A 22,737-nucleotide genomic window follows, 5' to 3' on the forward strand; every position below is an offset into this window, starting at 1 on the left:
CCGCGCGAGCGGGACGGACAGGCGTTCGCGGCGGTAGAACGCCTCGCGAAACAGGGGGAGTTGGTCGTCCGTCCCGCGCGGGACGGTGTTGCCGTCAGGCCTGGCGGCGGACCTCCACCACCCGGAAGCGGTTGGAGACGAAGGCGCCGTCGCACAGCGCCGCGTTCGCCGCCGGGTTGCCGCCCGAGCCGTGGAAGTCGGAGAACGCGGCCGTCTGGTTCACGAACACCCCGCCCGTCAGGTTCAGCGAGAGCTGCGCCGACTCCTCCAGGCACACCTCCTCGACGGCCCGCTCGGTCTCGGCCGAGGTGGTGTACGCGCCGACCGTCATCGCGCCCTTCTCACGGACCGTGCGCCGCAGCAGCTCCAGCGCGTCGGTGGTCGACTCGACCGAGACGGCGAAGGAGACCGGGCCGAAGCACTCCGAGAAGTACGCCGCCTCGCTGTCCGGCTTGGAGCCGTCCAGCTTCACGATGACCGGCGTCCGTACGACGGCGTCCGGAAAGTCGGGGTTGACCACCTCACGGGAGGCCAGCGCCACCTCCCCGAGGCCCGCCGCCGCCTCCAGGCGCGCCTTCACATCGGGGTTGACCAGGGCGCCGAGCAGCGCGTTCGCCCGGGCGTCGTCGCCGAGCAGACCGCCCACCGCCGCCGCGACGTCGGCGACCACCTCGTCGTAGGACTTCGGGCCCTGGTCGGTGGTGATGCCGTCGCGGGGGATCAGCAGGTTCTGCGGGGTGGTGCACATCTGGCCGCTGTACAGGGACAGCGAGAAGGCCAGGTTGCCGAGCATGCCCTTGTAGTCGTCGGTGGAGTCGATGACGATCGTGTTGACGCCGGCCTTCTCCGTGTAGACCTGCGCCTGGCGGGCGTTCGCCTCCAGCCAGTCGCCGAAGGCGGCTCCGCCGGTGTAGTCGACGATCCGGATCTCGGGGCGGACGGCCAGCGTCTTGGCGATGCCCTCGCCGGGACGCTCGACGGCCAGCGCCACCAGGTTGGGGTCGAAACCGGCCTCGGCGAGCACCTCGCGGGAGATCCGCACGGTGAGGGCCAGCGGGAGCACCGCGCGCGGGTGCGGCTTGACCAGCACCGGGTTGCCGGTGGCGAGGGAGGCGAACAGGCCCGGGTAGCCGTTCCAGGTCGGGAAGGTGTTGCAGCCGACGACGAGGCCGATGCCGCGGCCGACCGCCGTGAACTCCTTGGTCAGCTCCAGCGGGTCGCGCTTGCCCTGGGGCTTGGACCAGGTGGTGCGGCCGGCCGGGGTGCGGGTCTGCTCCTCGTACGCGTAGGTCACGGCCTCCAGGCCGCGGTCCTGGGCGTGCGGGCCGCCGGCCTGGAGCGCCATCATGAAGGCCTGGCCGCTGGTGTGCATGACGGCGTGGGCGAACTCGTGGGTGCGGGCGGAGATCCGGGCGAGGATCTCCAGGCACACCAGGGCGCGGGTCTCGGGGCCGGCGTCGCGCCAGGCGGCCATGCCGGCGCGCATCGCGGGAAGCAGCACGTCGAGGTCGGCGTGCGGGTACTCCACGCCGAGCTCCGGGCCGTACGGCGAGACCTCGGCGCCGGTCCAGCCGTCGGTGCCGGGCTGGTCGAGCTCGAAGCGCTTGCCGAGCAGGTCCTGGTACGCGGCGAGTCCGGCGGCGGCGTCCAGCGAGCCGTTCTCCCCGTAGGCCTTGGGGTGCTCCGGGTGCGGCGACCAGTAGGCGCGGGTGCGGATGGTGGCGAGGGCCTGATCGAGAGTGGACCGGTGCTTCTCGGCCAGAACGTCGGTGGTCAGCTGAGTGGTGGCCATGAATGGACCAACTCCTCGTCGAGCTGGGCAGGGAGACGTATACGGAGTTAGAGTAACCGAACGATCGGTCGGGACAAGGGGGTCCGTCGATCCTGTGGAAAACCCATCGGGGAGGATCACTCCTATGAGCGCCAACACGACGGTCCAGGGGAGCGACGCGGCGCCGGCCGACGAAGCCGGACCTCTCGCCCCGGACACCGGCCCGAGCGCGGGCCCCGGCGCCGAGCCGGGCCTCTCACCAGGCAGTACGGTCGCCGTCGTCGGCACCGGCACCATGGGGCAGGGCATCGCCCAGGTCGCCCTGACCGCGGGTCATCTCGTACGTCTGTACGACAATGCGCCCGGTCGGGCGGAGGAGGCCGTGACGGCCGTCGCCGGCCGGCTGGACCGGCTGGTCGCCAAGGGCCGGCTCGGCCCGGCGGAGCGCGACGCGGCACTCGCCCGGCTGCACCCCGCCGCCGAACTCGCCGGTCTCGCGGACGCCGCCCTGGTGATCGAGGCGATCGTCGAACGGCTCGACGTCAAGCAGGGGCTCTTCGCGGACCTGGAGAAGGTCGTCGGCGAGGACACGGTGCTCGCCACCAACACCTCCTCCCTCTCCGTCACCGCCATCGCGGGCGGACTGCGCCGGCCCGGCCGGTTCGTCGGCCTGCACTTCTTCAACCCCGCCCCGCTGCTGCCGCTCGTCGAGGTCGTCAGCGGCCACACCACCGACCCGGCCGCCGCCACACGCGCGTACGAGGCGATGCGGAGCTGGGGCAAGACGCCGGTCCGCTGCGCGGACACCCCCGGCTTCCTCGTGAACCGGATCGCCCGCCCCTTCTACGCGGAGGCGCTGCGCGTCTTCGAGGAGGGCGGCGCCGACCCGGCCACGATCGACGCGGCGCTGCGCGAGTCCGGCGGCTTCCGGATGGGCCCGTTCGAGCTGACCGACCTCATCGGCCAGGACGTCAACGAGGCCGTGACCCGCTCGGTGTGGGAGTCCTTCTTCCAGGACCCCAAGTTCACCCCCTCGCTCGCCCAGCGGCGGCTCGTCGAGTCGGGCCGGCTCGGCCGCAAGACGGGGCACGGCTGGTTCTCGTACGCGGAGGGCGCGAAGCGCCCTGAGCCGCACACCGCGCCGCCCGCCGAGGCGCCCGCGCGGGTCACCGTACGGGGGTCGCTCGGGCCCGCCGAGCCGCTGGTGGAGCTGTTCGAGCAGGCCGGGATCGAGGTCCGGCGCACCTCCGGGGGCGGGTACGTCGACCTGCCCGCGGGGGCCAGGCTCGGCCTCGCCGACGGCGAGACGTCCTTCGAGTACCGCTCGGACGACATCGTCTACTTCGACCTGGCGCTCGACTACGCCGAGGCGAGCCGGATCGTCCTGTCGACCCGCGCCGGGATGGCTCCCGAGGTGCTCGCCGAGGCCGTGGGACTCTTCCAGGCACTGGGCAAGAAGGTCTCCGTGATCGGCGACGTGCCGGGCATGATCGTGGCCCGTACGGTCGCGATGCTCGCCGACCTCGCCGCCGACGCGGTGGACCGGGGCGTCGCCACCGCCGAGGACGTGGACACGGCGATGCGGCTGGGCGTCAACTATCCGGCGGGTCCGCTGGAGTGGGCGGAGCGCGTCGGCTACGCACGCGTACGCGACCTGCTGAAGTCACTGCACGAACGCTGCCCGAACGGGCGCTACGCGCCGTCGCTCGCCCTCGCGCGGCGCGGCCGGGACGACGAGGAGGGAGAGCTGTGATGACCACCGCGCGGCGCGACACGTACACCCCCGAGACACTGCTCTCGGTCGCCGTCCAGGTCTTCAACGAGCGCGGCTACGACGGCACCTCCATGGAGCACCTGTCCAAGGCGGCGGGCATCTCCAAGTCGTCGATCTACCACCATGTGGCCGGCAAGGAGGAACTGCTGCGGCGGGCCGTCAGCCGGGCGCTCGACGGGCTGTTCGCCATCCTCGACGAGCCGGCCGCTGTCAGCGGCAGGGCCGTCGAGCGGGTCGAGTACGTGACCCGGCGGACCGTCGAGGTGCTGATCGACGAGCTGCCCTACGTGACGCTGCTGCTGCGGGTGCGCGGCAACACCACGACCGAGCGGTGGGCGATGGAGCGGCGCCGCGAGTTCGACCACCGGGTGGCCGCGCTGCTGAAGGCGGCGGCCGCCGACGGCGACCTGCGCGCGGACGTGGACATCCGGCTCGCCACCCGGCTCCTCTTCGGGATGATCAATTCGCTGGTGGAGTGGTACCGGCCGCACCACGACTCCCCGGCGGAGCGGGACCAGCTGGCGGACACCGTCGCGCGGATGGCCTTCGACGGGCTGCGCGCGACCACCTGAGCCCGCCGTCCGGCCCGGCCCCGCTGCCCGGACCCGGCCCTGTCCTGCCTCGCTCGTACGCCGAAGCCCGCCCCGATCCGAACCGGTCGGGGCGGGCTTCGGCGTATGTACACGCGGATACGGATACGCGGGATACGCGGGGGACGCGGGGCCGCGGGGGCTCAGTCCCCGGGCGCGGGCCCCGGGTCGAGATCGGTCTCCTCGAAGACCAGCAGCGTGCGCGTGGACAGCACCTCGGGCATGGACTGGAGCCGGGTGAGCACCAGCTCGCGCAGGGTCCGGTTGTCCGGGGTGTGCACCAGCAGCAGGACATCGAAATCGCCGCTGACCAGGGCGATGTGCGCGGCGCCCGGCAGGGCCTGGAGCTGTTCGCGGACGGTCCGCCACGAGTTCTGGACGATCTTGAGCGTGATGTAGGCGGACGCGCCGTGCCCGGCCCGCTCGTGGTTGACGCGGGCGCCGAAGCCGCGGATCACCCCGTCGTCGATGAGCCGGTTGATCCGCGCGTACGCGTTGGCGCGCGAGACGTGCACCCGCTCGGCGACCGAGCGGACCGAGGCGCGGCCGTCGGCCTGGAGGAGCCGCAGGATCGCGCGGTCGATGGAGTCCAGCGGGCGGGCCGGGCCCTGCGGAGGGACCATGACGGCAGGACCGGGCGGTGTCCCCGGGCCGGCGCCGGACGGCCCGTCGGCCACCACCGGGAGGGCGGCGCCGGGGGCCGTGTTCAGGTGTGTGTCATCCGTGTCCCGCACGGCATCGGCCATTTGTTCATCCGCCATGTCCCCCCGCCTCTCTCCTGTGGACGCCCTGCGCCTATCCCAGGCTGTGGAGAACCGTTTGTCCACAGGCTGGAGGTGCCTGTAGCCAAAATGCCTCCACGACCGAACAATCGGTAGGTGAGGCGCGCCACATCGCGCGCCGCCCGCCCTCGGGCTTATGCCCGCTCCCACGAGGAGGTGGACTCGTTGCGACGGCGCAGTTCGACAGTCCAAGAGCCCCCCGGTGCCACCCGTGACTACCGGCTCACCCCGCCGCCGGCCTGGCAGCCCCGCACCGACCCCGCCCCGCTGCTGCCGGACGCGGAGCCGCTGCGCGTGCTCGGCACGGACGCGGTGGCCGACGCGGACCCCGCGCTGCTGCTCCGTCTCTACGCCGAGCTGGTCCGCGGCCGCCGCTACAACGCGCAGGCCACGGCCCTGACCAAGCAGGGCCGGCTCGCCGTCTACCCCTCCACCACCGGTCAGGAGGCTTCCGAGGTCGCCGCCGCGCTGGCCCTGGAGGAGCGGGACTGGCTCTTCCCCTCGTACCGCGACACGCTCGCCGCCGTCGCCCGCGGCCTCGACCCCGTGCAGGCCCTGACCCTGCTGCGCGGCGACTGGCACACCGGCTACGACCCGCGCGAGTACCGCATAGCGCCGCTCAGCACCCCGCTCGCCACCCAGCTCCCGCACGCCGTGGGCCTCGCCCACGCGGCCCGGCTCAAGGGCGACGACGTCGTCGCGCTCGCCATGGTCGGCGACGGCGGCACCAGCGAGGGCGACTTCCACGAGGCGCTGAACTTCGCCGCCGTCTGGCAGGCCCCCGTGGTCTTCCTCGTCCAGAACAACGGCTTCGCGATCTCCGTTCCGCTCGCCAAGCAGACCGCCGCCCCGTCGCTCGCCCACAAGGCGGTCGGTTACGGGATGCCGGGCCGGCTCGTCGACGGCAACGACGCGATCGCCGTCCACCAGGTGCTCACCGAGGCCGTCGACCGCGCCCGGCGCGGCGGCGGGCCCACCCTGGTCGAGGCCGTCACCTACCGGATGGACGCCCACACCAACGCCGACGACGCCACCCGCTACCGCGGTGACGCCGAGGTCGAGGCCTGGCGGGCGCACGACCCGATCGTGATCCTGGAGCGCGAGCTGACCGAGCGCGGAATCCTCGACGAGGACGGCCGGCGCGCGGCGGCCGAGGACGCCGAGGAGATGGCGGCCCGGCTGCGCGAGCGCATGAACGCCGACCCCGTGCTCGACCCGATGGACCTCTTCGCCCACGTGTACGCCGAGAAGACCGCGCAGCTGCGCGAGCAGGCGGAGCAGCTGCGGGCGGAACTCGACGCCGAGAGCGAGGCGTAGATGACCACGCACACGACCGCACGGCCGGCCGCGAAGGCCGCGGCCAAGCCGGCCACCATGGCGCAGGCCCTCCAGCGGGCCATGCGCGACGCCATGGCCGAGGACCCCACCGTCCACGTCATGGGTGAGGACGTCGGCACCCTCGGCGGCGTCTTCCGGGTCACCGACGGACTCGCGAAGGAGTTCGGCGAGGACCGCTGCACCGACACGCCGCTGGCCGAGGCCGGCATTCTCGGCGCGGCCGTCGGCATGGCCATGTACGGGCTGCGGCCGGTCGTGGAGATGCAGTTCGACGCGTTCGCCTACCCGGCGTTCGAGCAGCTCGTCAGCCATGTCGCGAAGATGCGCAACCGCACCCGCGGCGCCATGCCGATGCCGCTCGTCGTCCGCGTGCCCTACGGCGGCGGGATCGGCGGCGTCGAGCACCACAGCGACTCCTCCGAGATCTACTACATGGCCACCCCGGGCCTGCACGTCGTCACCCCGGCGACCGTCGAGGACGCGTACGGGCTGCTGCGCGCCGCCATCGCCTCCGACGACCCGGTGGTCTTCCTGGAGCCCAAGCGGCTCTACTGGTCGAAGTCCGACTGGTCGCCCGAGGCGCCCGCCGCCGTCGAGCCGATCGGCAAGGCCGTGGTGCGCCGCCCGGGCACCAGCGCCACCCTCGTCACCTACGGCCCGTCCCTGCCGGTGTGTCTGGAGGCCGCCGAGGCGGCCCGGGCCGAGGGCTGGGACCTGGAGGTCGTCGACCTGCGCTCGCTCGTGCCCTTCGACGAGGAGACCGTCTGCGCGTCCGTGCGCCGCACCGGCCGGGCCGTCGTCGTGCACGAGTCGACCGGCTTCGCCGGTCCGGGCGCCGAGATCGCCGCCCGGATCACCGAGCGCTGCTTCCACCACCTGGAGGCTCCGGTGCTGCGGGTCGCCGGCTTCGACATCCCGTATCCGCCGCCGATGCTGGAGCGGCACCACCTGCCGGGCGTGGACCGGATCCTGGACGCGGTCGCGCGGCTCCAGTGGGAGGCGGGGAGCTGATGGCGCAGGTCCTGGAGTTCAAGCTGCCCGACCTCGGCGAGGGGCTCACCGAGGCCGAGATCGTGCGCTGGCTGGTCGACGTCGGCGACGTCGTCGCCATCGACCAGCCGGTCGTCGAGGTCGAGACGGCCAAGGCGATGGTGGAGGTGCCCTGTCCGTACGGCGGGGTGGTCACCGCCCGCTTCGGCGAGGAGGGGACCGAGCTGCCGGTCGGCGCCCCGCTGCTGACCGTCGCCGTCGACGGTGCACCGGAGCCCGCGGCGGCACCGGTCCCGGCACCGGCGACGCAGGGGACCGGGGCCGCGGCGGACGCCGCCGACGCCGTCTCCTCCGAGTACTCGGGCAATGTGCTCGTCGGCTACGGCACCACCAAGCCCGCGGCCCGGCGTCGCCGGGTCCACCGCGAGAACCCGGCCGTCGCCACGCCGGCCGCGTCCGTGCCCGTGCCCGCGCCCGCCGCTCCGGTGGCGCCGCGCGGACCGGTGGCCGTCATCTCTCCGCTGGTGCGCAAGCTCGCCCGGGACCGCGGGCTCGACCTGCGCGAGGTGCGCGGCTCCGGCCCCGAGGGCCTGATCCTGCGGGCCGACGTGGAGACGGCGCTCACCGTTCGGGAGCGGCCCGCCCCGGCCGTCGCCGCACCGGCCCCCGTCCGGGCCGCACCGGCCGTCGCCGGGGAGCGGATCCCGCTGCGCGGGGTGCGTGGCGCCGTCGCCGACAAGCTGTCGCGCAGCCGGACCGAGATCCCGGACGCGACCTGCTGGGTGGACGCCGACGCGACCGGGCTCATGACGGCGCGGGCGGGGATGAACGCGGCGGGCGGACCGAAGATCTCCGTCCTCGCATTGCTGGCCCGGATCTGCGTCCACGCCCTGGGCCGGTTCCCCGAGCTCAACTCCACCGTCGACACGGCCGCGCGGGAGATCGTCCGGCTGCCGTCCGTACACCTCGGCTTCGCGGCCCAGACCGAGCGCGGCCTGGTCGTGCCCGTCGTCAAGGACGCGGGCGGGCGGACGGCCGAGTCGCTGTCCGCCGAGTTCGCCCGGCTGACCGAGGCGGCCCGGCAGGGGGCACTGACCCCCGCGGACCTGACCGGCGGCACGTTCACGCTCAACAACTACGGGGTGTTCGGGGTCGACGGCTCCACGCCGATCATCAACCACCCCGAGGCGGCCATGCTCGGCGTCGGCCGGATCGTCCCCAAGCCGTGGGTGCACGAGGGCGAGCTGGCGATACGTCAGGTGGTGCAGCTCTCGCTCACCTTCGACCACCGGGTCTGCGACGGCGGCACGGCCGGCGGCTTCCTCCGCTATGTCGCGGACTGCGTGGAGAACCCGGCGGTGCTGCTGCGCACCCTCTGACCGTACGGCCGCGCCGGCCGTACGGAAGACTCCGCCGGGATTCCACACCGGCCCGGGCACGGGGCCCGGGCCGGCACCCGGCGGCCTTGTCCGGGGCCCTCTCCCATGCCGGGCCCCGGACCGTTCGGTCCGGCGCGCATACTGCTGGGATGACGACCGCATTTGACGCCGTCGTGCTGGCCGGCGGCTCCGCCCGGCGGCTCGGCGGGGCCGACAAGCCAGGGGTCCGGGTCGGAGGACGGCCGCTGCTCGACCGGGTCCTCGCGGGCTGCCGCGACGCCCGGCGCACCGTGGTCGTCGCCGCGCCCCGCGCCACCTCCCGCCCCGTCGACTGGGCCCGGGAGGAGCCGCCCGGCGGCGGACCCGTCGCCGCGCTGGACGCCGGCCTGCACCGGCTCGCCGGCCTTTCCGCTCCGCCTGGTCCTCCCGCTCCTCCCGCTTCCACGGGCGGTTCCGCCGACCCCGCGTCCGCCGACCCCGCGCCCGCCGCCCCCGCGTCCGTCGTGCTCGTCCTCTCCGCCGATTTGCCGTTCTTCGACGCGGCCGGTGCGCGTCGGCTCGTCGCCGCGCTGGAGACGGCACCGGAGGCCGACGGAGTCTGCGCGGTGGACGCCGGCGGGCGGCACCAGCCGCTGGTCGCGGCGTACCGCGCCGGAGCGCTGCGCCGGGCTCTCGACCAGGCCGCCGCCGAGCACGGCGGCACCCTGGACGGTCTCGCGCTGCGCCGGGTGACCGGCGCCCTGAACGTCGTACCCGTGCCGCCGACGGCACCCGTTCCGGCCGCGCCGGGAGACTCCGGTCCGCTCGACGCGTCCTTCGACTGCGACACCTGGGGGGACGTCGCGACGGCCCGCGCACGCATCAGGGAGCATGGGCACGTGCTGAACGAATGGATCACCGCAGTCAAGGACGAACTGGGTATCGACCTGGACGTCGACACGACCGTGCTGCTCGACCTCGCCCGGGACGCCGCCCACGGGGTCGCGCGGCCCGCGGCGCCGCTGACCACGTTCCTGGTCGGCTACGCGGCGGCACGGGCCGAGGGCGGCCCGGACGCCGTCGCGGAAGCCGCCCGCAAGGCCGCCGCGCTCGCCCAGCGCTGGGCCGCCGAACAGGACGACGCCGGATGACCGGCGAAGCACAAGGGTCCGACGACGGCATGGACGAGGCGCTCGCGCTCGTCGGCCGCCCGCGCGCGACCCGGACGACCCGTACGCCCCGCCCGGAATCCGCGCAGCCGGATGCCGCACCGGGCGCCTGGGCCCCGGACCCGCAGGCGCCGCCGGCCCACCGGCACGGCGTCGCGTGGCCCGAGGCCCGGTCCGCCGCCGCGCGGGCCGGGGCCACCGCCGCCCGGACCCGCCGCCCCGCCCCGGTGCCGCTCGGACAGGCGCTCGGCCGGGTCCTGGCCGAGCCGCTGCGCGCGCTCACCGATCTGCCCTCCTTCGACACCTCGGCCATGGACGGCTGGGCGGTCGCCGGGCCCGGCCCCTGGCGCACCCTCCCCGAGGGCTCGGTCCTCGCCGGGCACGCCCCCACCGCCGAACTCGCCGACGGCCATGCCGTCCGGATCGCGACCGGCGCCCGGGTACCGACCGGGGCGACCGCCGTCGTCCGCGCCGAGCACTCCCGTACCGACGCGACCGGCCAGCTGCACGCCCGGCGCGAGGTCGGCCAGGGCCAGGACATCCGTCCCCGCGGCCAGGAGTGCCGGGCCGGCGACCGGCTGATGTCCGCCGGGACCGCGGTGACCCCCGCGGTCCTCGGGCTCGCCGCCGCGGCCGGCTACGACGAGCTGACCACGTACCCGCGCCCCCGCGTGGAGGTCCTGGTCCTCGGCGACGAGCTGCTGACCTCCGGACTCCCCCACGACGGCCTGATCCGCGACGCCCTCGGTCCGCTGCTCGACCCCTGGCTGCGGGCGCTCGGCGCCGACGTCCTCGGCATCCGCCGGATCGGCGACGACGCCGAGGAGCTGTACGAGGCGGTCACCGGCTCCGCCGCCGACGTGGTCGTCACCACCGGCGGTACGGCGTCCGGTCCCGTCGACCATGTCCACCCGGTCCTGGCGAAGGCCGGTGCCACCCTGCTCGTCGACGGGGTACGGGTCCGCCCCGGCCACCCCATGCTGCTGGCCGCGCTCGGAGAGCCGGGCTCCCGGTATCTCGTCGGTCTGCCCGGCAACCCGCTCGCCGCCGTCTCCGGGCTGCTCACGCTCGCCGCGCCGCTGCTGAGCACCCTCGCCGGGTGCCCGGCCCCGGGCCCGGCCTCGGCCCAGACATCGGCTGCGGCTCCGGCATCGATCCCCGCCGCGACGCGGGACCCGTACGCGTACGCGTACTCGTATCCGACCCCGGCCCCGAACCCGGCCTCGGACCCGGATACGGTGTCCTGCCGCGTCCCCGTACGCGACGGGATCCAGGGCCATCCGCACGACACCCGGCTGGTCCCCGTCCTCGTCCGCGACGGCGAGGCCGTCCCGCTGCGCTACAGCGGGCCCGCGATGCTCCGCGGTGTCGCCGCCGCCGACGCCATGGCCGTGGTCCCGCCCGGCGGGGCACGGCCCGGACAGCCCCTCGATGTTCTCGACCTTCCCTGGACGGCCCCGACCGCGGGCCAAGGAGTGTGTTTCACGTGAAACTGCCCAGCCGTGACGTCATGGCCCGGCAGGCGGACGAGAAGATCGCGGGTCCGCGCATCAAGCTGCCCCGCCGGGAGGTCGAGCGGCCCCTGCGCCAGGTCGCCAAGCGCCTGATGATGGCGCTCGGCGTGCTCGTCGTGACCATCTTCCTGGTCTATTTCGACCGAGGCGGGTACCACGACAACGCCGACGAGACGGTCGACTTCCTCGACGCCGCCTACTACGCGACCGTCACCCTCTCCACCACGGGCTACGGCGACATCGTCCCGTACAGCGACTCGGCGCGGCTCGTGAACATCCTGCTGATCACGCCGCTGCGCGTGCTGTTCCTGATCATCCTGGTCGGCACCACTCTCGAGGTCCTCACGGAACGGACCCGGGAGGAGTTCCGGCTCCACCGCTGGAGGGCCACCTTGCGTGACCACACCGTCATCGTCGGCTTCGGGACCAAGGGGCGCTCGGCGATCCAGACGCTGTGCGCGACCGGGCTGCGCAAGGACCACATCGTCATCGTCGACCCGTCCAGCAAGGTCATCGAGGCGGCGAACGCGGACGGGTTCGTCGGCGTGATCGGCGACGCGACCCGCAGCGACGTCCTGCTCCGGGCCGAGGTGCAGAAGGCCCGTCAGATCGTCATCGCCACCCAGCGCGACGACACCGCCGTCCTGGTCACCCTGACCGCCCGCCAGCTCAACCGGGGCGCGAAGATCGTCGCCGCGGTCCGCGAGGAGGAGAACGCGCCGCTGCTGCGCCAGTCCGGTGCCGACGCCGTGATCACCAGCGCCAGCGCCGCCGGCCGGCTCCTCGGCCTCTCCGTGCTCAGCCCCAGCGCGGGCACGGTGATGGAGGACCTCATCCAGCAGGGCTCCGGCCTCGACCTCGTCGAACGGCCGGTGACCAAGGCCGAGGCGGGCAAGAGCGTGCGGGAGACCAAGGATCTGGTGGTGAGCGTGCTGCGCGGCCACCGGCTGCTCGGCTACGACGACCCCGTCGCCAGCCCGCTCCAGCTGACCGACCGGGTCATCACGATCGTGCGCGCCGCCCCCGTCACCCCGCTCACCACGCCCGACAAGGACTGACGGGCCCGACGACGACCGGCCGGGCCCGCCCGACTGCCCGGCCCGGCCCGGCCGGGCCGACGGCGGCGGGACGGACCCGCGAGGCCAGGCCGGGCCGGGCACTCGGCAACAGGGCACGCAGAGGCCGGTGACCGTGCCGGGCCGGGACGCGCCGGCACGGTCCCGGGACGGTTGCGGGGGCTTCGCTGTGTCCGAGCAAGTGTCCTATGGGCAGGCGACCTTGACGGGTGCACGCCTTCAGGTGAGAGTCGAGCAACCGGCCGCAATCGGATCGACAGAAGGAGTGAGTTGGTATGAAGCTGCGGTTCCTGGGGATCATCCCGAACTCGCCTGACACGGACTCTCCGACGATTTGGCTGGACGAGGACAGCGGGGACCTGCTGATCCAGTCGTACCGGGCCACTGCGGAAGAGGTGGAGGCGTGCAAAGAGGTCGGCTCAATTCCGGGGCACGGCACGGAAGTTCCGGATCATGAGGTGATCCTGCGTTTGCCCAAGGTCATGCGGCAGTACCTGCCGCCCCACGACAGCGAGTAGGGCCATGACGAACCCCGTGCTTGAGGGATTGGCGAAAGCGCGCCGCTCCGTTGTTCACCTGGAGATGCGCGATGCCTACCAGCCGAACGACCCCGAGTTCATCGAGTGGCAGAACGGGAAGCGGTTGGACCCTGCCGCTGATCGCTCGGAGTGGTGGCGGCCGTTCCTGGATGTGGTGACGGAGGTGACGGCACGCGGCGTGGTCATGCGTCGGGCGCGGATCGTGTCCGAGCCGGTGACCGACTACATTCGGTACGAGTACGACGTGACGTTCCCCAACGTGGCAGCGGGTGAGCTTGTCCGCTGGTTGCCGCGGCGGAAGGCCGCCGACATTCCCTTGCCGGGTACGGACCTGTGGATGTTCGACGGGGAGTCCGTGCTGTTCACGTACTTCTCCGGGGTCGGGGAAGTTGTGGACAGGGAGTGGCGGACGGAACCGGAGATCATCCAACTCGTCTCGTCTGCATTCGAGTTGGTGTGGGATCGGGCAACGTCTCACGAGGGGTACAAGCCGGTTCAGTGAGTCATGTCCCAATCAGCCTCATCTAGCGTCCAGCAAGCCCGGCAGGCCCTGGCCGGCCGTCTCCGTGAGTTGGTCCAGGACGCCGGGCTTGATGGCAAGGGCCTTGCCGCGCTGTGCGGCTGGCACCCATCCAAGGTGTCCCGGATTGGGGCCGCGAAGACACAGCCCAGCGCTGACGACATTCGGGCTTGGTGTCGGGCGTGCGGCGCGGAGGACCAGACAGACGACCTGATCGCCTCTCTTCGGACCGTTGAGGGCATGTGGGTGTCCTGGCGCCGGATGGAGCGCGCGGGGCTGCGACGGGCACAGGAAGCGCGTTTGCCGCTCTATGAACGCACCCGCTGGTTTCGTGCCTACTCGCCGGGCCTGTTCCCCGGTCTACTCCAGACATTCGGCTACACCGAGGACGTGTTGCGCGGCGTCCATCGGCGACGCCGGGTGGTGGTCGATGACGTGGCCGACGCTGTGGCGGCCCGCATGGAGCGGCAGAGCGTCTTGCGCGAGGGGCAGCGGCGGTTCGCGTTCCTCGTGGAGCAGAGCGTGTTGGGCAACGCGTTGGGCGACGCCGACGCCCAAGCGGAACAGCTTGACCACCTACTGACGATCGGCGCGCTGCCCAACGTGAGCGTCGGCGTGATCCCGACCCGGCTCGGACGAACCCGGATGCCCGTGGAAGGGTTCTGGATCTTCGACACGGCCCAAGTAAACATCGAACTGGTGTCGGGATATCTCACCATCACACAGCCCAGCGAGGTTGCCGCTTACGCCGAGACATTTGCCGAGTTGGCAGAACAGGCGGTGTACGGAGAACGCGCCCGCGCGTTGATCACATCGGCGATCGACCGGCTCGGGTGATTGCCGTGCAATCACTCGCAATCGACTGGGAGCGGGGTGCACGGGTTCCTAGCGTTGTCGCCATCCGGACGACGTGAAGGGGTCGGACATGGCCGAGCCGCAGACGTATTCCGCCGCTCCCATCGAACTACGGGAGACGGAGTCGGAAGACGTGACGGACCACGGCCCCGACGAGACACGGCCGGAACTGTGCAATGTCTGCAAGGCGCTGCGCGAGTGTGAGCACGACTGGGTCGGCAAAGAGGGGGCCGGGATGTCCCGGCCCCCTCTCCCGACACGGGAGGAAAGTATGAGCGAACGCATGAGCTGGGGCGAACTTCCTTTTGATCTCCGTGATGCCATCGTGAAGCGCACGGGCGGAGTACTGGAAGCCGAAGTCGTCCCCTCCGGGCTTAATTGCTCCGTAGCCCTGGTTCTCAAGACCATTTCGAATGGCCTCCTTTTTCTCAAGGGGGTGCGGACCTCGGACAGGGAAGGCGTCGATGGTCTTCGGAATGAGGAAAAGGTCAACGGGATCGTAGCCGGAATCAGCCCCGTAATCCGGCATAGGTTCGAAATTTCTGGATGGTATTGCCTGGCTTTCGTCTATGTGGACGGTCGGCATGCGGACTTGAGTTCGGGGACACGGGACCTTCCGAAAATTGAATGGATTCTGACCCGGAAGAACCTTTCCCACGGGCGCCCGCATATGCTGGCGAATCTGGGACTTCCGAAGCTTGCCGACCGCTTCAATGGGTTTCTGAACCCCGAAGAAGAGTCCTTGCTGCATGGAACTTCGTTTCTCCACACGGACACGAACCCGCACAACATGCTGATCTCGGCGAATGGCCGGGGTGCGTATCTCATCGACTGGGCCATGCCTGCGCTGGGGCCCGCGTGGGTGGACGTTGCGAATACGGCCGTACGTCTCATGGAATGTGACCAGGAACCGGCAGCGGCCATCGAATGGCTGGGAAATTTCGAATCGTGGCGAACAGCGGACTCGGAAGCCGTCAAGGCGTACGTGGAAGCGACGTGCCGGCAGTGGTCGGCGCGGGTGGGGGAGAAGGGGGGCGCATCGAGCAACGCGCGGTATCGCCACCTGCTCGGTTACCCGCACATCAGGTCGCGTGCAGCGCGCAAGCCTCCTGCCAGTCCGCGTAGTTGACGGGGGCGAGGCGGCAGGAGGCGCGCACCTGTCCGGGCACTCGGCAACAGGGCACGCAGAGGCCGGTGACCGTGCCGGGCCGGGACGGCGCCGGCACGGTCCCGGGAGTAGCCTCGCCGCCATGCATGCGATCACGATTCCCGAACCCGGCGGGCCCGAGGCGCTGGTCTGGGCCGAGGTGCCCGACCCCGTACCCGCCGAGGGCGAGGTGCTCGTCGAGGTGGTGGCGAGCGCCGTCAACCGAGCCGATGTGCTCCAGCGCCAGGGCTTCTACGATCCGCCGCCGGGCAGCTCCCCGTATCCCGGCCTGGAGTGTTCCGGCCGGATCGCCGCGCTCGGCCCCGGTGTGTCGGGGTGGTCCGTCGGCGACGAGGTGTGCGCGCTGCTCGTCGGCGGCGGGTACGCCACGAAGGTCGCCGTCCCCGTCGGCCAGCTGCTGCCCCGCCCGGCGAACGTCGACCTGGTGACGGCCGCCGCGCTGCCCGAGGTGGCCTGCACGGTCTGGTCGAACATCTTCATGCTGGCCCATCTCCGGCCGGGCGAGACGCTGCTCGTGCACGGCGGTTCGAGCGGCATCGGCACTATGGCGATCCAGCTGGCCAAGGCGATCGGCGCCCGGGTGGCGGTCACCGCCGGCAGCCCGGAGAAGCTCGCCCGCTGCGCCGAGCTGGGTGCCGACATCCTCGTCGACTACCGCGAGCAGGACTTCGTCGAGGAGCTGCGCAAGGCGACGGACGGGGCGGGCGCGGACGTCATCCTGGACATCGTCGGCGCCAAGTACCTGGACCGGAACGTCAAGGCGCTCGCCGTCAACGGCCGCCTGGTCGTCATCGGTCTCCAGGGCGGCGTCAAGGGCGAGTTGAACCTGGGCGCGCTGATGGCCAAGCGCGCCGCCGTCCTGGCGACCACGCTGCGGGCCCGCCCGCTGGAGGAGAAGGCGGCCGTCGTCGCCGCCGTCCGCGAGCACGTCTGGCCGCTGGTCGAGGCGGGCACGGTCACCCCCGTCGTGGACCGCGCGCTTCCGATGGAGGACGTGGCGGAGGGCCACCGGGCCGTCGAGTCGAGCGCCCACGTCGGCAAGGTGCTGCTGCTGGCCCCGTCCGGGGACTGAGCGGACCCGGGAGACCGAGCGGACCCGGGGGACCGAGCGGACCCCCAGGGGCCCGCCCCGCACAGCGGAAAGGGGCCCGGCCCCGCGGCGATCGGACCGCGGGGCCGGGCCCCTTCCGTACGTCATGAGCCCGGCCGCGAAGCCGGACGGGCGAGTCCTACAGATACGGGCCGGAGCCGACCGCCCGGCCGTGCTTCGGGCCGCCGGGGCCCTCGTCGTCGTGCGGCGCGCCCGGCGGCAGCGCCCGGCGCATCTGCTCCAGCTGGGCGCGGGCCGCCATCTGCTGGGCGAACAGCGCCGTCTGGATGCCGTGGAACAGCCCTTCGAGCCAGCCCACCAGCTGGGCCTGGGCGATCCGCAGCTCGGCGTCGGACGGAATGCCGTCGTCGGTGAACGGCAGCGACAGCCGCTCCAGCTCCTCCACCAGCTCCGGCGCGAGACCGTCCTCCAGCTCCTTGACCGAGCTGGCGTGGATCTCCTTGAGCCGGACGCGGCTGGCCTCGTCGAGAGGTGCCGCCCTGACCTCTTCCAGCAGCTGCTTGATCATGCTGCCGATGCGCATGACCTTCGCGGGCTGCTCGACCATGTCCGTCACCGGCACCTCACGGGATTCGTCGTCACCTGGCGCGCCGCCGAGTGCCATCCCGTCCTGGCCCACGACGAGGACCTGGGGGCTCTCCTGCGACCTGTCATTCCTCGGCATCTCCATGCCGCCCATTCTCTCGCACCCATGCGTCACCACACGGTGTGCCCCGGAAGGAGAGTGATCCACCCTCCTTCCGGGGCACGGCATCCGGACGCGTACGCCCCCGTACGGACGCGGTCGTACGCCTCGTACGCCCCCGTACGTCCCGACCGTCCGAGATGATCCCTAGTGCGCCGCGCGGCGGGCCAGCGCGCCCCGCGAGCGGGTCACCAGGGCCGCGAGCAGGGCCGCGCCGAGCGGCACGAGCACCAGGAGCGCGCCGAGGGTCCCCCACGGGATGACGATCATCAGATCGGGCGGGTTGTCGGAGACCATCCCCCAGCCCTCGTCCAGAGCCCGGTTGTAGAACTTCGTCTGCTGGCGCTCGTCGGTGAGCCGCAGCGCGATCGCGGGCAGCACACCGGCGACCGAGCCCAGCACCACACCCATGGCGGCGACGACACCGCACTGGAATCCGCTCAGCGTGCGGCGGACCCGCGGCGGGGCGCCGACGGCGGCGAGCGTCTTCAGGTCGGCCTCGGCGTCGGCCTGGGCGAGGCCGGTCGCGATACCGGCGGCACCGATGGTGACCAGGCCGGCGAAGAGGGTCAGCGCGAGCAGCACGAGGCTGTACGAGCTGACGAAGCCGCGCTCCAGGGTGTAGTCGACCGAGCCGCCGAGCTTGGCCAGTTCGGCGTCGAGCTTTTGCTGCTGCTCGGTGCTGGGCAGCTGGTCGGTGCTGAAGTAGGCACCCAGCGGGACGGTGGTCATACCGGCGGCCTTGACCGCGGCCGGGCTGATCACTCCGTCGATGCCGTAGGACCTCGGCGAGCCGGGGACCTCGTAGGCGGTGAAGGTCTTCACCTCGCCCGGCAGGTTCTTCTTCATCTCGGCGGCGCGGATGTCGGCCTTGTTGTCGAGGACCAGCTTGATGCTGATCGTGCCCGGCTTGCCGGCCTCGCTGTCCGGACGGGCGCCGGCCTCCGCGACAGCGTCCTTGGTCTCCTTCGCCTCCTTGGGGTTCTTGGCGTTCCGCACGACCTGGGTCCGGTCGAAACTGACGAACTTCCCTTCCTCCAGGGCCCGGACGGCCCCCGGGTCGTCGATCCCGAGCACCTTCAGCAGCGGGGCGTCGGCGACGAGCAGCCCGTCCTGAGTGGGGACGCGACCGCCCCGGTTGCCCGTGTCGCAGCGCCAGTCCTTGGCGAGGGTGCGCCGCTGCTCCCTGGTGAACTTGTCGGAGGGGTCGGAGCCGCCCTCGGTCCAGCGCCACAGCGGGCACTGGTTGGGGGGCGGGACCAGCACCTGGTACGAGCCGCAGCCCTTTTCGTCGCCCCAGGGGGAGCAGCCCGGCCGGCCGACGATGAGCCGGCGCACATCGGCGCGGACGTCGATGGGCAGGGTGCGTTCCACGGCGTCCACGGCGGCGGCGGCGTCCCGGCCGCCCTCCTGCATGACGAAGGCGGAGACGGCGCCGTGCGGCAGGTCCGCCTGGTACTCGGCCTCGTTCTGGGCGTCCACGCTCGTCGCGTACGTGGAGACGGCGACGGTGCCCGCGACGGCGGCGAGGACGGCGGCCACGGCGGGTGCCGTACGGCCCCGGTTGCGCACGGAGTCGCGCAGTGCGAGCCGCGGCGAGAGCGGCAGCCAGCGTCCGGTGCGGCCGAAGAGGCCGACCAGCGCGGGCGTCATCGCGACGATACCCAGCTCGGCGACGGCCGAGCCGCCCGCGACGACGATGACCTGGTCGGTGGCGAGCGAGCCGTAGAGGGCGAGCGCGCCGCCGAGCAGCAGGGCGCCGATGCCGATCAGGGGCAGGACGCGGCTGCCGCGGCGCACGCCGCGGCGGCCGGTGAGGGAGGCGAGGACCGTCTGCCGGGAGGCGGTGACGGCGGGCACGATCGCGGCGAGCAGACCGGTCAGGACGGCGAGCGCGGCGATCCCGAGCAGTTCGAGCGGCCGGACGGTGAAGCTGCCGAACCGCTGCCCCATGTACGTCTCCAGGAGCGGCTGGAGCGCGAAGGTCAGGACGAGGGCGAGGGCCGTGCCGATGAGCGCCGCGGCGACGCCGATGACGAGACCGCCGCTCAGCACGATGGCCCGGATGTGGTTGCGGGCACCGCCGTTGGCGCCGACCAGACCGAGCTGGCGGCGGGAGCGGCGGGCGCCGACCGCGAACGCGGGGCCGGCGAGCAGACAGATCTCCAGCATCGCGAGACCGACGATGGTGACGACGGGCACCATCGCACCGGCCTGGGCGGCGGCGCTCTGGGAGTAGTCTTCGAAGCCGCCGCGCTCGTACAGCGGGACCTCGGACTTCGGCGGCGGGTTCAGGGCCACCAGACGCGAGGTGACCTTCACGCCCTTGGTGTTGATCTGCTGGACCATGTTCCACGTGAAACCACCGGACTGCTTCACCAGATACGTGGTGGAGTAACCGGGCGCGGAGAGGCCGGACTTCTCGACGGCCTCGCCGTAGGGCGCGAGGAAGTCGCCGGGCAGGGCGTTGACCTGCTGCGTCTTGAGCTCGCTGGGCAGTTCGTACGCGCCGGTGATCCGGTACTCGCGGTCGAAGCCGCGCGCGGTGAGCGTGGAGCCGACGGAGAGTCCGCTGTCCTTCAGGAACCGGGTGGTCGCGGCGACCTCGCCGGACTTCTCGGGGAAGTGGCCCTCGCGCAGCCGCATGATGCCCTCGGCGACGGGGTCGGCGCCCTTCAGCTCCCGGACCCCGGCGGTGAGCAGTCCGTACGCGGTGGTCAGCTTGACCGGGCCGGAGGCGTCGGTGAGCACCGTGGCGCTCGCCGGCAGGACCTTCTTGACGTCCGTGGGGCCGTTGGGCCAGGGCTTGTCGCCCTTGCTGAAGTCCTCGACGGTGTCGGTCCGAGAACCCTCCGGGTCCTGGAGGATCGGCTGGCCCTGGACCTGCGCGTCCTCGAAGCGGGCGTCGGCGGCGCCGATGTCGCGCTGGAGTTCCTGCGTGCGGGTGAGTTCGGCGCTGCGGTAGGTCAGGTCGAAGGCGCTCACGCCGAGGATCGGCAGCGCGATCATCGACAGGACGAGCAGGCTGCGGCCCTTGGAGCGCCAGGCGTCGCGGCGGGCGATCCGGATCGCGGCCCGCCAGGAGTGGAACCAGTTGCTCACGGGTGCGTCGTCCCGCCTGCCAGGAGCGAGTCGGCCTCGCTGCGTACGGTCTGGTCGACGACGGAACCGTCCCGGAGGAAGACGACCCGGTCGGCCCAGGCGGCGAACCGCGGCTCGTGGGTCACCAGGATGCCGGCGGCGCCCGCGTCGCAGCGGGAGCGCAGCAGGGCGAGCACGGACTCGCCGGTCTCGGAGTCGAGCGCGCCGGTGGGCTCGTCGGAGAGGACGAGCCGGCGGTCGCCGACCAGGGCGCGGGCGATGGCGATCCGCTGCTGCTGGCCGCCGGACATCTCGTCGGGGAAGCGGTCGGCGAGGTGACCGAGGCTCATCTCGTCGAGCGCGGCGAGGGCTTGGCCGCGGGCCTTGCGGGCGGAGACGCCGTCCAGTTCGAGGGGCAGGGCGACGTTCTCGGCGGCGGTGAGCGCCGGTATGAGGTTGTAGTCCTGGAAGACGTAGCCGATGCTGCGGCGGCGCAGCGCGGCGAGCTGCTTGGGGCCGGCGGCGGTGATGTCGGTGCCTTCGACGATCACCTGGCCGGAGGTGGGCTTGTCCAGGCCGCCCGCGATGGTCAGCAGGGTGGACTTGCCGGAGCCGGACGGGCCCATGACGGCGACGAGTTCGCCGGGGTGGACGTCGAGGTCGACACCGCGCAGGGCGTGCACCTCGGTGGCGCCCGTGCCGTGGACGCGGGTCAGGTTCTGAAGGCGCAGCACGGGCTCGTGCCGCTGGGGTACGGACATGGGAAATCCCCCTCGGGGTACGCCTGCGGGACGCCCGCGCGGTGCGCGGTCGCCGGCGGTGCCGGGCGTACGTTCTGGCTGGGTCGGGTGGTGCGGTCGTACGGGTCGTACGGGTCGTGCGTGGCGCGGTCGCGCGGTGTTCGTGGGGTACGGGCGGCGTACGGGTGGCGTACGGGCGCGGTGCGGCGCGCTGGGCGCCGGGCCGCGCGCCGCGCGGACGCTCGCTCGTACCGGTGGTGCGGTGGTGCGGTGGTGCGTACCGGTGGTGCGGTCGTGCGGTACGGGCGGGGCTCAGCGCCGCCGGGCGGATCCGGTCCCGATCCTGGGCCGGGACACGGGCTCCGGGGGTGTCGCGGGCGGTTCGGCCGTCACGGCCGCCGAGAGCCGGATGAGGCGGGACTCGCAGTGGTCGAGCCAGCGCGTCTCGGCCTCGGTCTGGAAGATCAGCTGCTCCAGGACGAGCAGCCAGGCGACGTCGTCGCGGGCCCCGGGCCCGTTCTGCTCGACGGCGGTGATCGCCCGCGCCTTGAGCCGGGTGTAGTCCTGCATGGCCTTCACGGTGTGCCGGCGCTGGGACTGGATGACGTCACGGATGTCGACCCCGGGCATCCCGACCGCCATGGCGAGCTTGATGGACAGCTCGTCACGGGCCGGGCTGGTCCGGTCCACGGGCTTCTCGAACCAGGTGAGCAGTTCGCCGCGCCCCGCGTCGGTGATCGCGTAGAGCGCGTGACCGCCCTCGTCCTCCCCGTCCTGCACGACCATGCCGTCCCGTTCCAGGCGGTTGAGGGTCGTGTAGACCTGGCCCACGGTGAGCGGCCAGGTGGAACCGGTGCGTGACTCGAACTCCGTGCGGAGCTGGGAGCCGTAGCGGGGCCCGTGTTCGAGGAGGGCGAGGAGCCCGTGGCGGATCGACATACTCAGTATGTATACCGAGTATGCCGACGTTGCCAAGTGCACTCAGGGCGGATCACCGGGGTCCTCCTTACGACGGACCCGGGCGGAAACGAGCCGGTCGGCGGCCGGTCGGGGCCTGCTCACCGCCGCCGCATCCGCAGTCCGAAGAAGCCGATGCCGAGTCCGACGAGGGCGAGCCCGATGCCCAGGGTGAGCACGGGAATCCGGCGTTCGACGAGGCCTGGAGCGGCTTCCGGGCGGGTGCGCGAGGCGGCGCCCGGCGGGGTCGTGCGCGGGGGAACGGCGATGGGTGCGTCCCTCTCGGGTGCCACTTCCGTGTCCTCCCCAAGACCCCCGGGCCGGTCCGCCGGAACCTCTCCGGGCCTCTTCCCGGGCGTTTCCCGGCTGGGTTCTGTTGCCGTTTCGGTACGAACAGGGGCCGGGGAGGGGGCCGGGACGGGCAGTGCGGGGGCGGGCCGGCCGGGGCGCGGGCGGCCCTCGCCCGCCGGGGTTCCGGCCAGGGCCGGGGTCCGGCTGGGCGCGGGCGCGTCGGAGGGGACGGTCGCGTCCGGGTGCTCCCCTTCGCCGGGCGACTCGGCCGGGTCGGGGGGTTCCTCGGGCTCCTCCGGAGGGGCGGCGGGCGCGGCGGCCGGGACGGAGGAGGGGTGCGCGGGCGGCCCGGCGGCGGGTGCCGGGGCGGTGCTTCCCGGGCCTGTGGCGTCCGCCCGGTCCGTATCCGCGGGATCCCCCGCACCCGT

At 72.7% G+C, this 22,737-nt stretch carries 20 protein-coding genes; 13 read left to right on the forward strand and 7 right to left on the reverse strand.

From position 1 onward, the window contains the following. Positions 1 to 94: 94 nt before the first annotated feature. A complete protein-coding gene (paaN, locus tag ABZ990_RS28705) occupies positions 95 to 1,792 on the reverse strand; it encodes a phenylacetic acid degradation protein PaaN (RefSeq protein ID WP_361237681.1) in 1,698 nt (565 codons plus the stop codon). A 124-nt stretch (positions 1,793 to 1,916) separates the two neighbouring features. Here paaN and ABZ990_RS28710 point away from each other — a divergent pair, with 124 nt between their 5' ends. Further along, positions 1,917 to 3,524 carry a 3-hydroxyacyl-CoA dehydrogenase gene (locus tag ABZ990_RS28710; RefSeq protein WP_361237685.1) on the forward strand — a complete coding sequence of 536 codons (1,608 nt, stop codon included), beginning with the start codon at positions 1,917 to 1,919 and terminating at the stop codon, positions 3,522 to 3,524. Then, complete coding sequence (locus ABZ990_RS28715; RefSeq protein WP_361237688.1) at positions 3,524 to 4,117, forward strand: TetR/AcrR family transcriptional regulator; 594 nt, start codon at positions 3,524 to 3,526, stop codon at positions 4,115 to 4,117. Before ABZ990_RS28710 ends, ABZ990_RS28715 begins: the two co-directional genes overlap by 1 nt. A gap of 161 nt (positions 4,118 to 4,278) precedes the next feature. Here the strand turns inward: ABZ990_RS28715 and ABZ990_RS28720 are convergent, their stop codons facing one another. After that, a complete protein-coding gene (locus tag ABZ990_RS28720; protein WP_361237743.1) occupies positions 4,279 to 4,758 on the reverse strand; it encodes an Lrp/AsnC family transcriptional regulator in 480 nt (159 codons plus the stop codon). Positions 4,759 to 5,073: 315 nt separating this feature from the next. On the opposite strand from ABZ990_RS28720, the gene pdhA reads away from it, so the two are divergent. The 11 genes from pdhA (at position 5,074) to ABZ990_RS28775 (ending at position 16,516) form a co-directional block, all read left to right on the forward strand. Next, entirely contained in the window at positions 5,074 to 6,234 is a 1,161-nt protein-coding gene (gene pdhA / locus ABZ990_RS28725) for a pyruvate dehydrogenase (acetyl-transferring) E1 component subunit alpha (protein WP_361237746.1), read from the forward strand. After that, entirely contained in the window at positions 6,235 to 7,266 is a 1,032-nt protein-coding gene (locus tag ABZ990_RS28730; RefSeq protein ID WP_361237691.1) for an alpha-ketoacid dehydrogenase subunit beta, read from the forward strand. Next, positions 7,266 to 8,624, forward strand: coding sequence for a dihydrolipoamide acetyltransferase family protein (locus ABZ990_RS28735; RefSeq protein WP_361237694.1), 1,359 nt, complete (start codon positions 7,266 to 7,268; stop codon positions 8,622 to 8,624). Before ABZ990_RS28730 ends, ABZ990_RS28735 begins: the two co-directional genes overlap by 1 nt. 149 nt (positions 8,625 to 8,773) lie before the next feature. Next, positions 8,774 to 9,754, forward strand: coding sequence for a DUF6457 domain-containing protein (locus ABZ990_RS28740; RefSeq protein WP_361237697.1), 981 nt, complete (start codon positions 8,774 to 8,776; stop codon positions 9,752 to 9,754). Further along, positions 9,751 to 11,262: a molybdopterin molybdotransferase MoeA gene (locus ABZ990_RS28745; RefSeq protein WP_361237700.1), complete on the forward strand. Its 1,512-nt coding sequence runs from the start codon at positions 9,751 to 9,753 to the stop codon at positions 11,260 to 11,262. The genes ABZ990_RS28740 and ABZ990_RS28745 overlap by 4 nt, the downstream gene beginning before the upstream one ends. 20 nt (positions 11,263 to 11,282) lie before the next feature. Beyond that, positions 11,283 to 12,344, forward strand: a complete 1,062-nt coding sequence (locus tag ABZ990_RS28750) for a potassium channel family protein (protein ID WP_361237749.1) — start codon at positions 11,283 to 11,285, stop codon at positions 12,342 to 12,344. Between the two features lie 293 nt (positions 12,345 to 12,637). Then, complete coding sequence (locus tag ABZ990_RS28755) at positions 12,638 to 12,880, forward strand: hypothetical protein (protein WP_361237703.1); 243 nt, start codon at positions 12,638 to 12,640, stop codon at positions 12,878 to 12,880. A 4-nt stretch (positions 12,881 to 12,884) separates the two neighbouring features. Beyond that, positions 12,885 to 13,403 carry a DUF6879 family protein gene (locus tag ABZ990_RS28760; protein ID WP_361237706.1) on the forward strand — a complete coding sequence of 173 codons (519 nt, stop codon included), beginning with the start codon at positions 12,885 to 12,887 and terminating at the stop codon, positions 13,401 to 13,403. A 3-nt stretch (positions 13,404 to 13,406) separates the two neighbouring features. Continuing rightward, positions 13,407 to 14,258 carry a helix-turn-helix transcriptional regulator gene (locus tag ABZ990_RS28765; protein ID WP_361237709.1) on the forward strand — a complete coding sequence of 284 codons (852 nt, stop codon included), beginning with the start codon at positions 13,407 to 13,409 and terminating at the stop codon, positions 14,256 to 14,258. An 88-nt stretch (positions 14,259 to 14,346) separates the two neighbouring features. Continuing rightward, the gene (locus tag ABZ990_RS28770; RefSeq protein WP_361237712.1) at positions 14,347 to 15,405 is read left to right on the forward strand and encodes a phosphotransferase; all 1,059 of its coding nucleotides are present in this window, start codon (positions 14,347 to 14,349) and stop codon (positions 15,403 to 15,405) included. A gap of 121 nt (positions 15,406 to 15,526) precedes the next feature. Next, complete coding sequence (locus ABZ990_RS28775; protein WP_361237715.1) at positions 15,527 to 16,516, forward strand: NAD(P)H-quinone oxidoreductase; 990 nt, start codon at positions 15,527 to 15,529, stop codon at positions 16,514 to 16,516. 157 nt (positions 16,517 to 16,673) lie between these two features. Here the strand turns inward: ABZ990_RS28775 and ABZ990_RS28780 are convergent, their stop codons facing one another. The 5 genes from ABZ990_RS28780 to ABZ990_RS28800 form a co-directional block, all read right to left on the reverse strand. Further along, on the reverse strand, positions 16,674 to 17,225 hold the full coding sequence (locus ABZ990_RS28780) for a bacterial proteasome activator family protein (protein WP_361237718.1): 552 nt from the start codon (positions 17,223 to 17,225) through the stop codon (positions 16,674 to 16,676). Between the two features lie 162 nt (positions 17,226 to 17,387). Further along, a complete protein-coding gene (locus ABZ990_RS28785; protein WP_361237721.1) occupies positions 17,388 to 20,342 on the reverse strand; it encodes an ABC transporter permease in 2,955 nt (984 codons plus the stop codon). Then, entirely contained in the window at positions 20,339 to 21,082 is a 744-nt protein-coding gene (locus ABZ990_RS28790; RefSeq protein WP_361237724.1) for an ABC transporter ATP-binding protein, read from the reverse strand. The genes ABZ990_RS28785 and ABZ990_RS28790 overlap by 4 nt, the downstream gene beginning before the upstream one ends. Positions 21,083 to 21,373: 291 nt before the next feature. Then, a complete protein-coding gene (locus ABZ990_RS28795) occupies positions 21,374 to 22,000 on the reverse strand; it encodes a PadR family transcriptional regulator (RefSeq protein WP_361237727.1) in 627 nt (208 codons plus the stop codon). Positions 22,001 to 22,119: 119 nt separating this feature from the next. Beyond that, positions 22,120 to 22,311: a hypothetical protein gene (locus tag ABZ990_RS28800; RefSeq protein ID WP_361237730.1), complete on the reverse strand. Its 192-nt coding sequence runs from the start codon at positions 22,309 to 22,311 to the stop codon at positions 22,120 to 22,122. Positions 22,312 to 22,737 lie beyond the last annotated feature (426 nt).

The organism is Streptomyces sp. NPDC046203, from assembly GCF_040646255.1.
Taxonomy (GTDB): domain Bacteria; phylum Actinomycetota; class Actinomycetes; order Streptomycetales; family Streptomycetaceae; genus Streptomyces.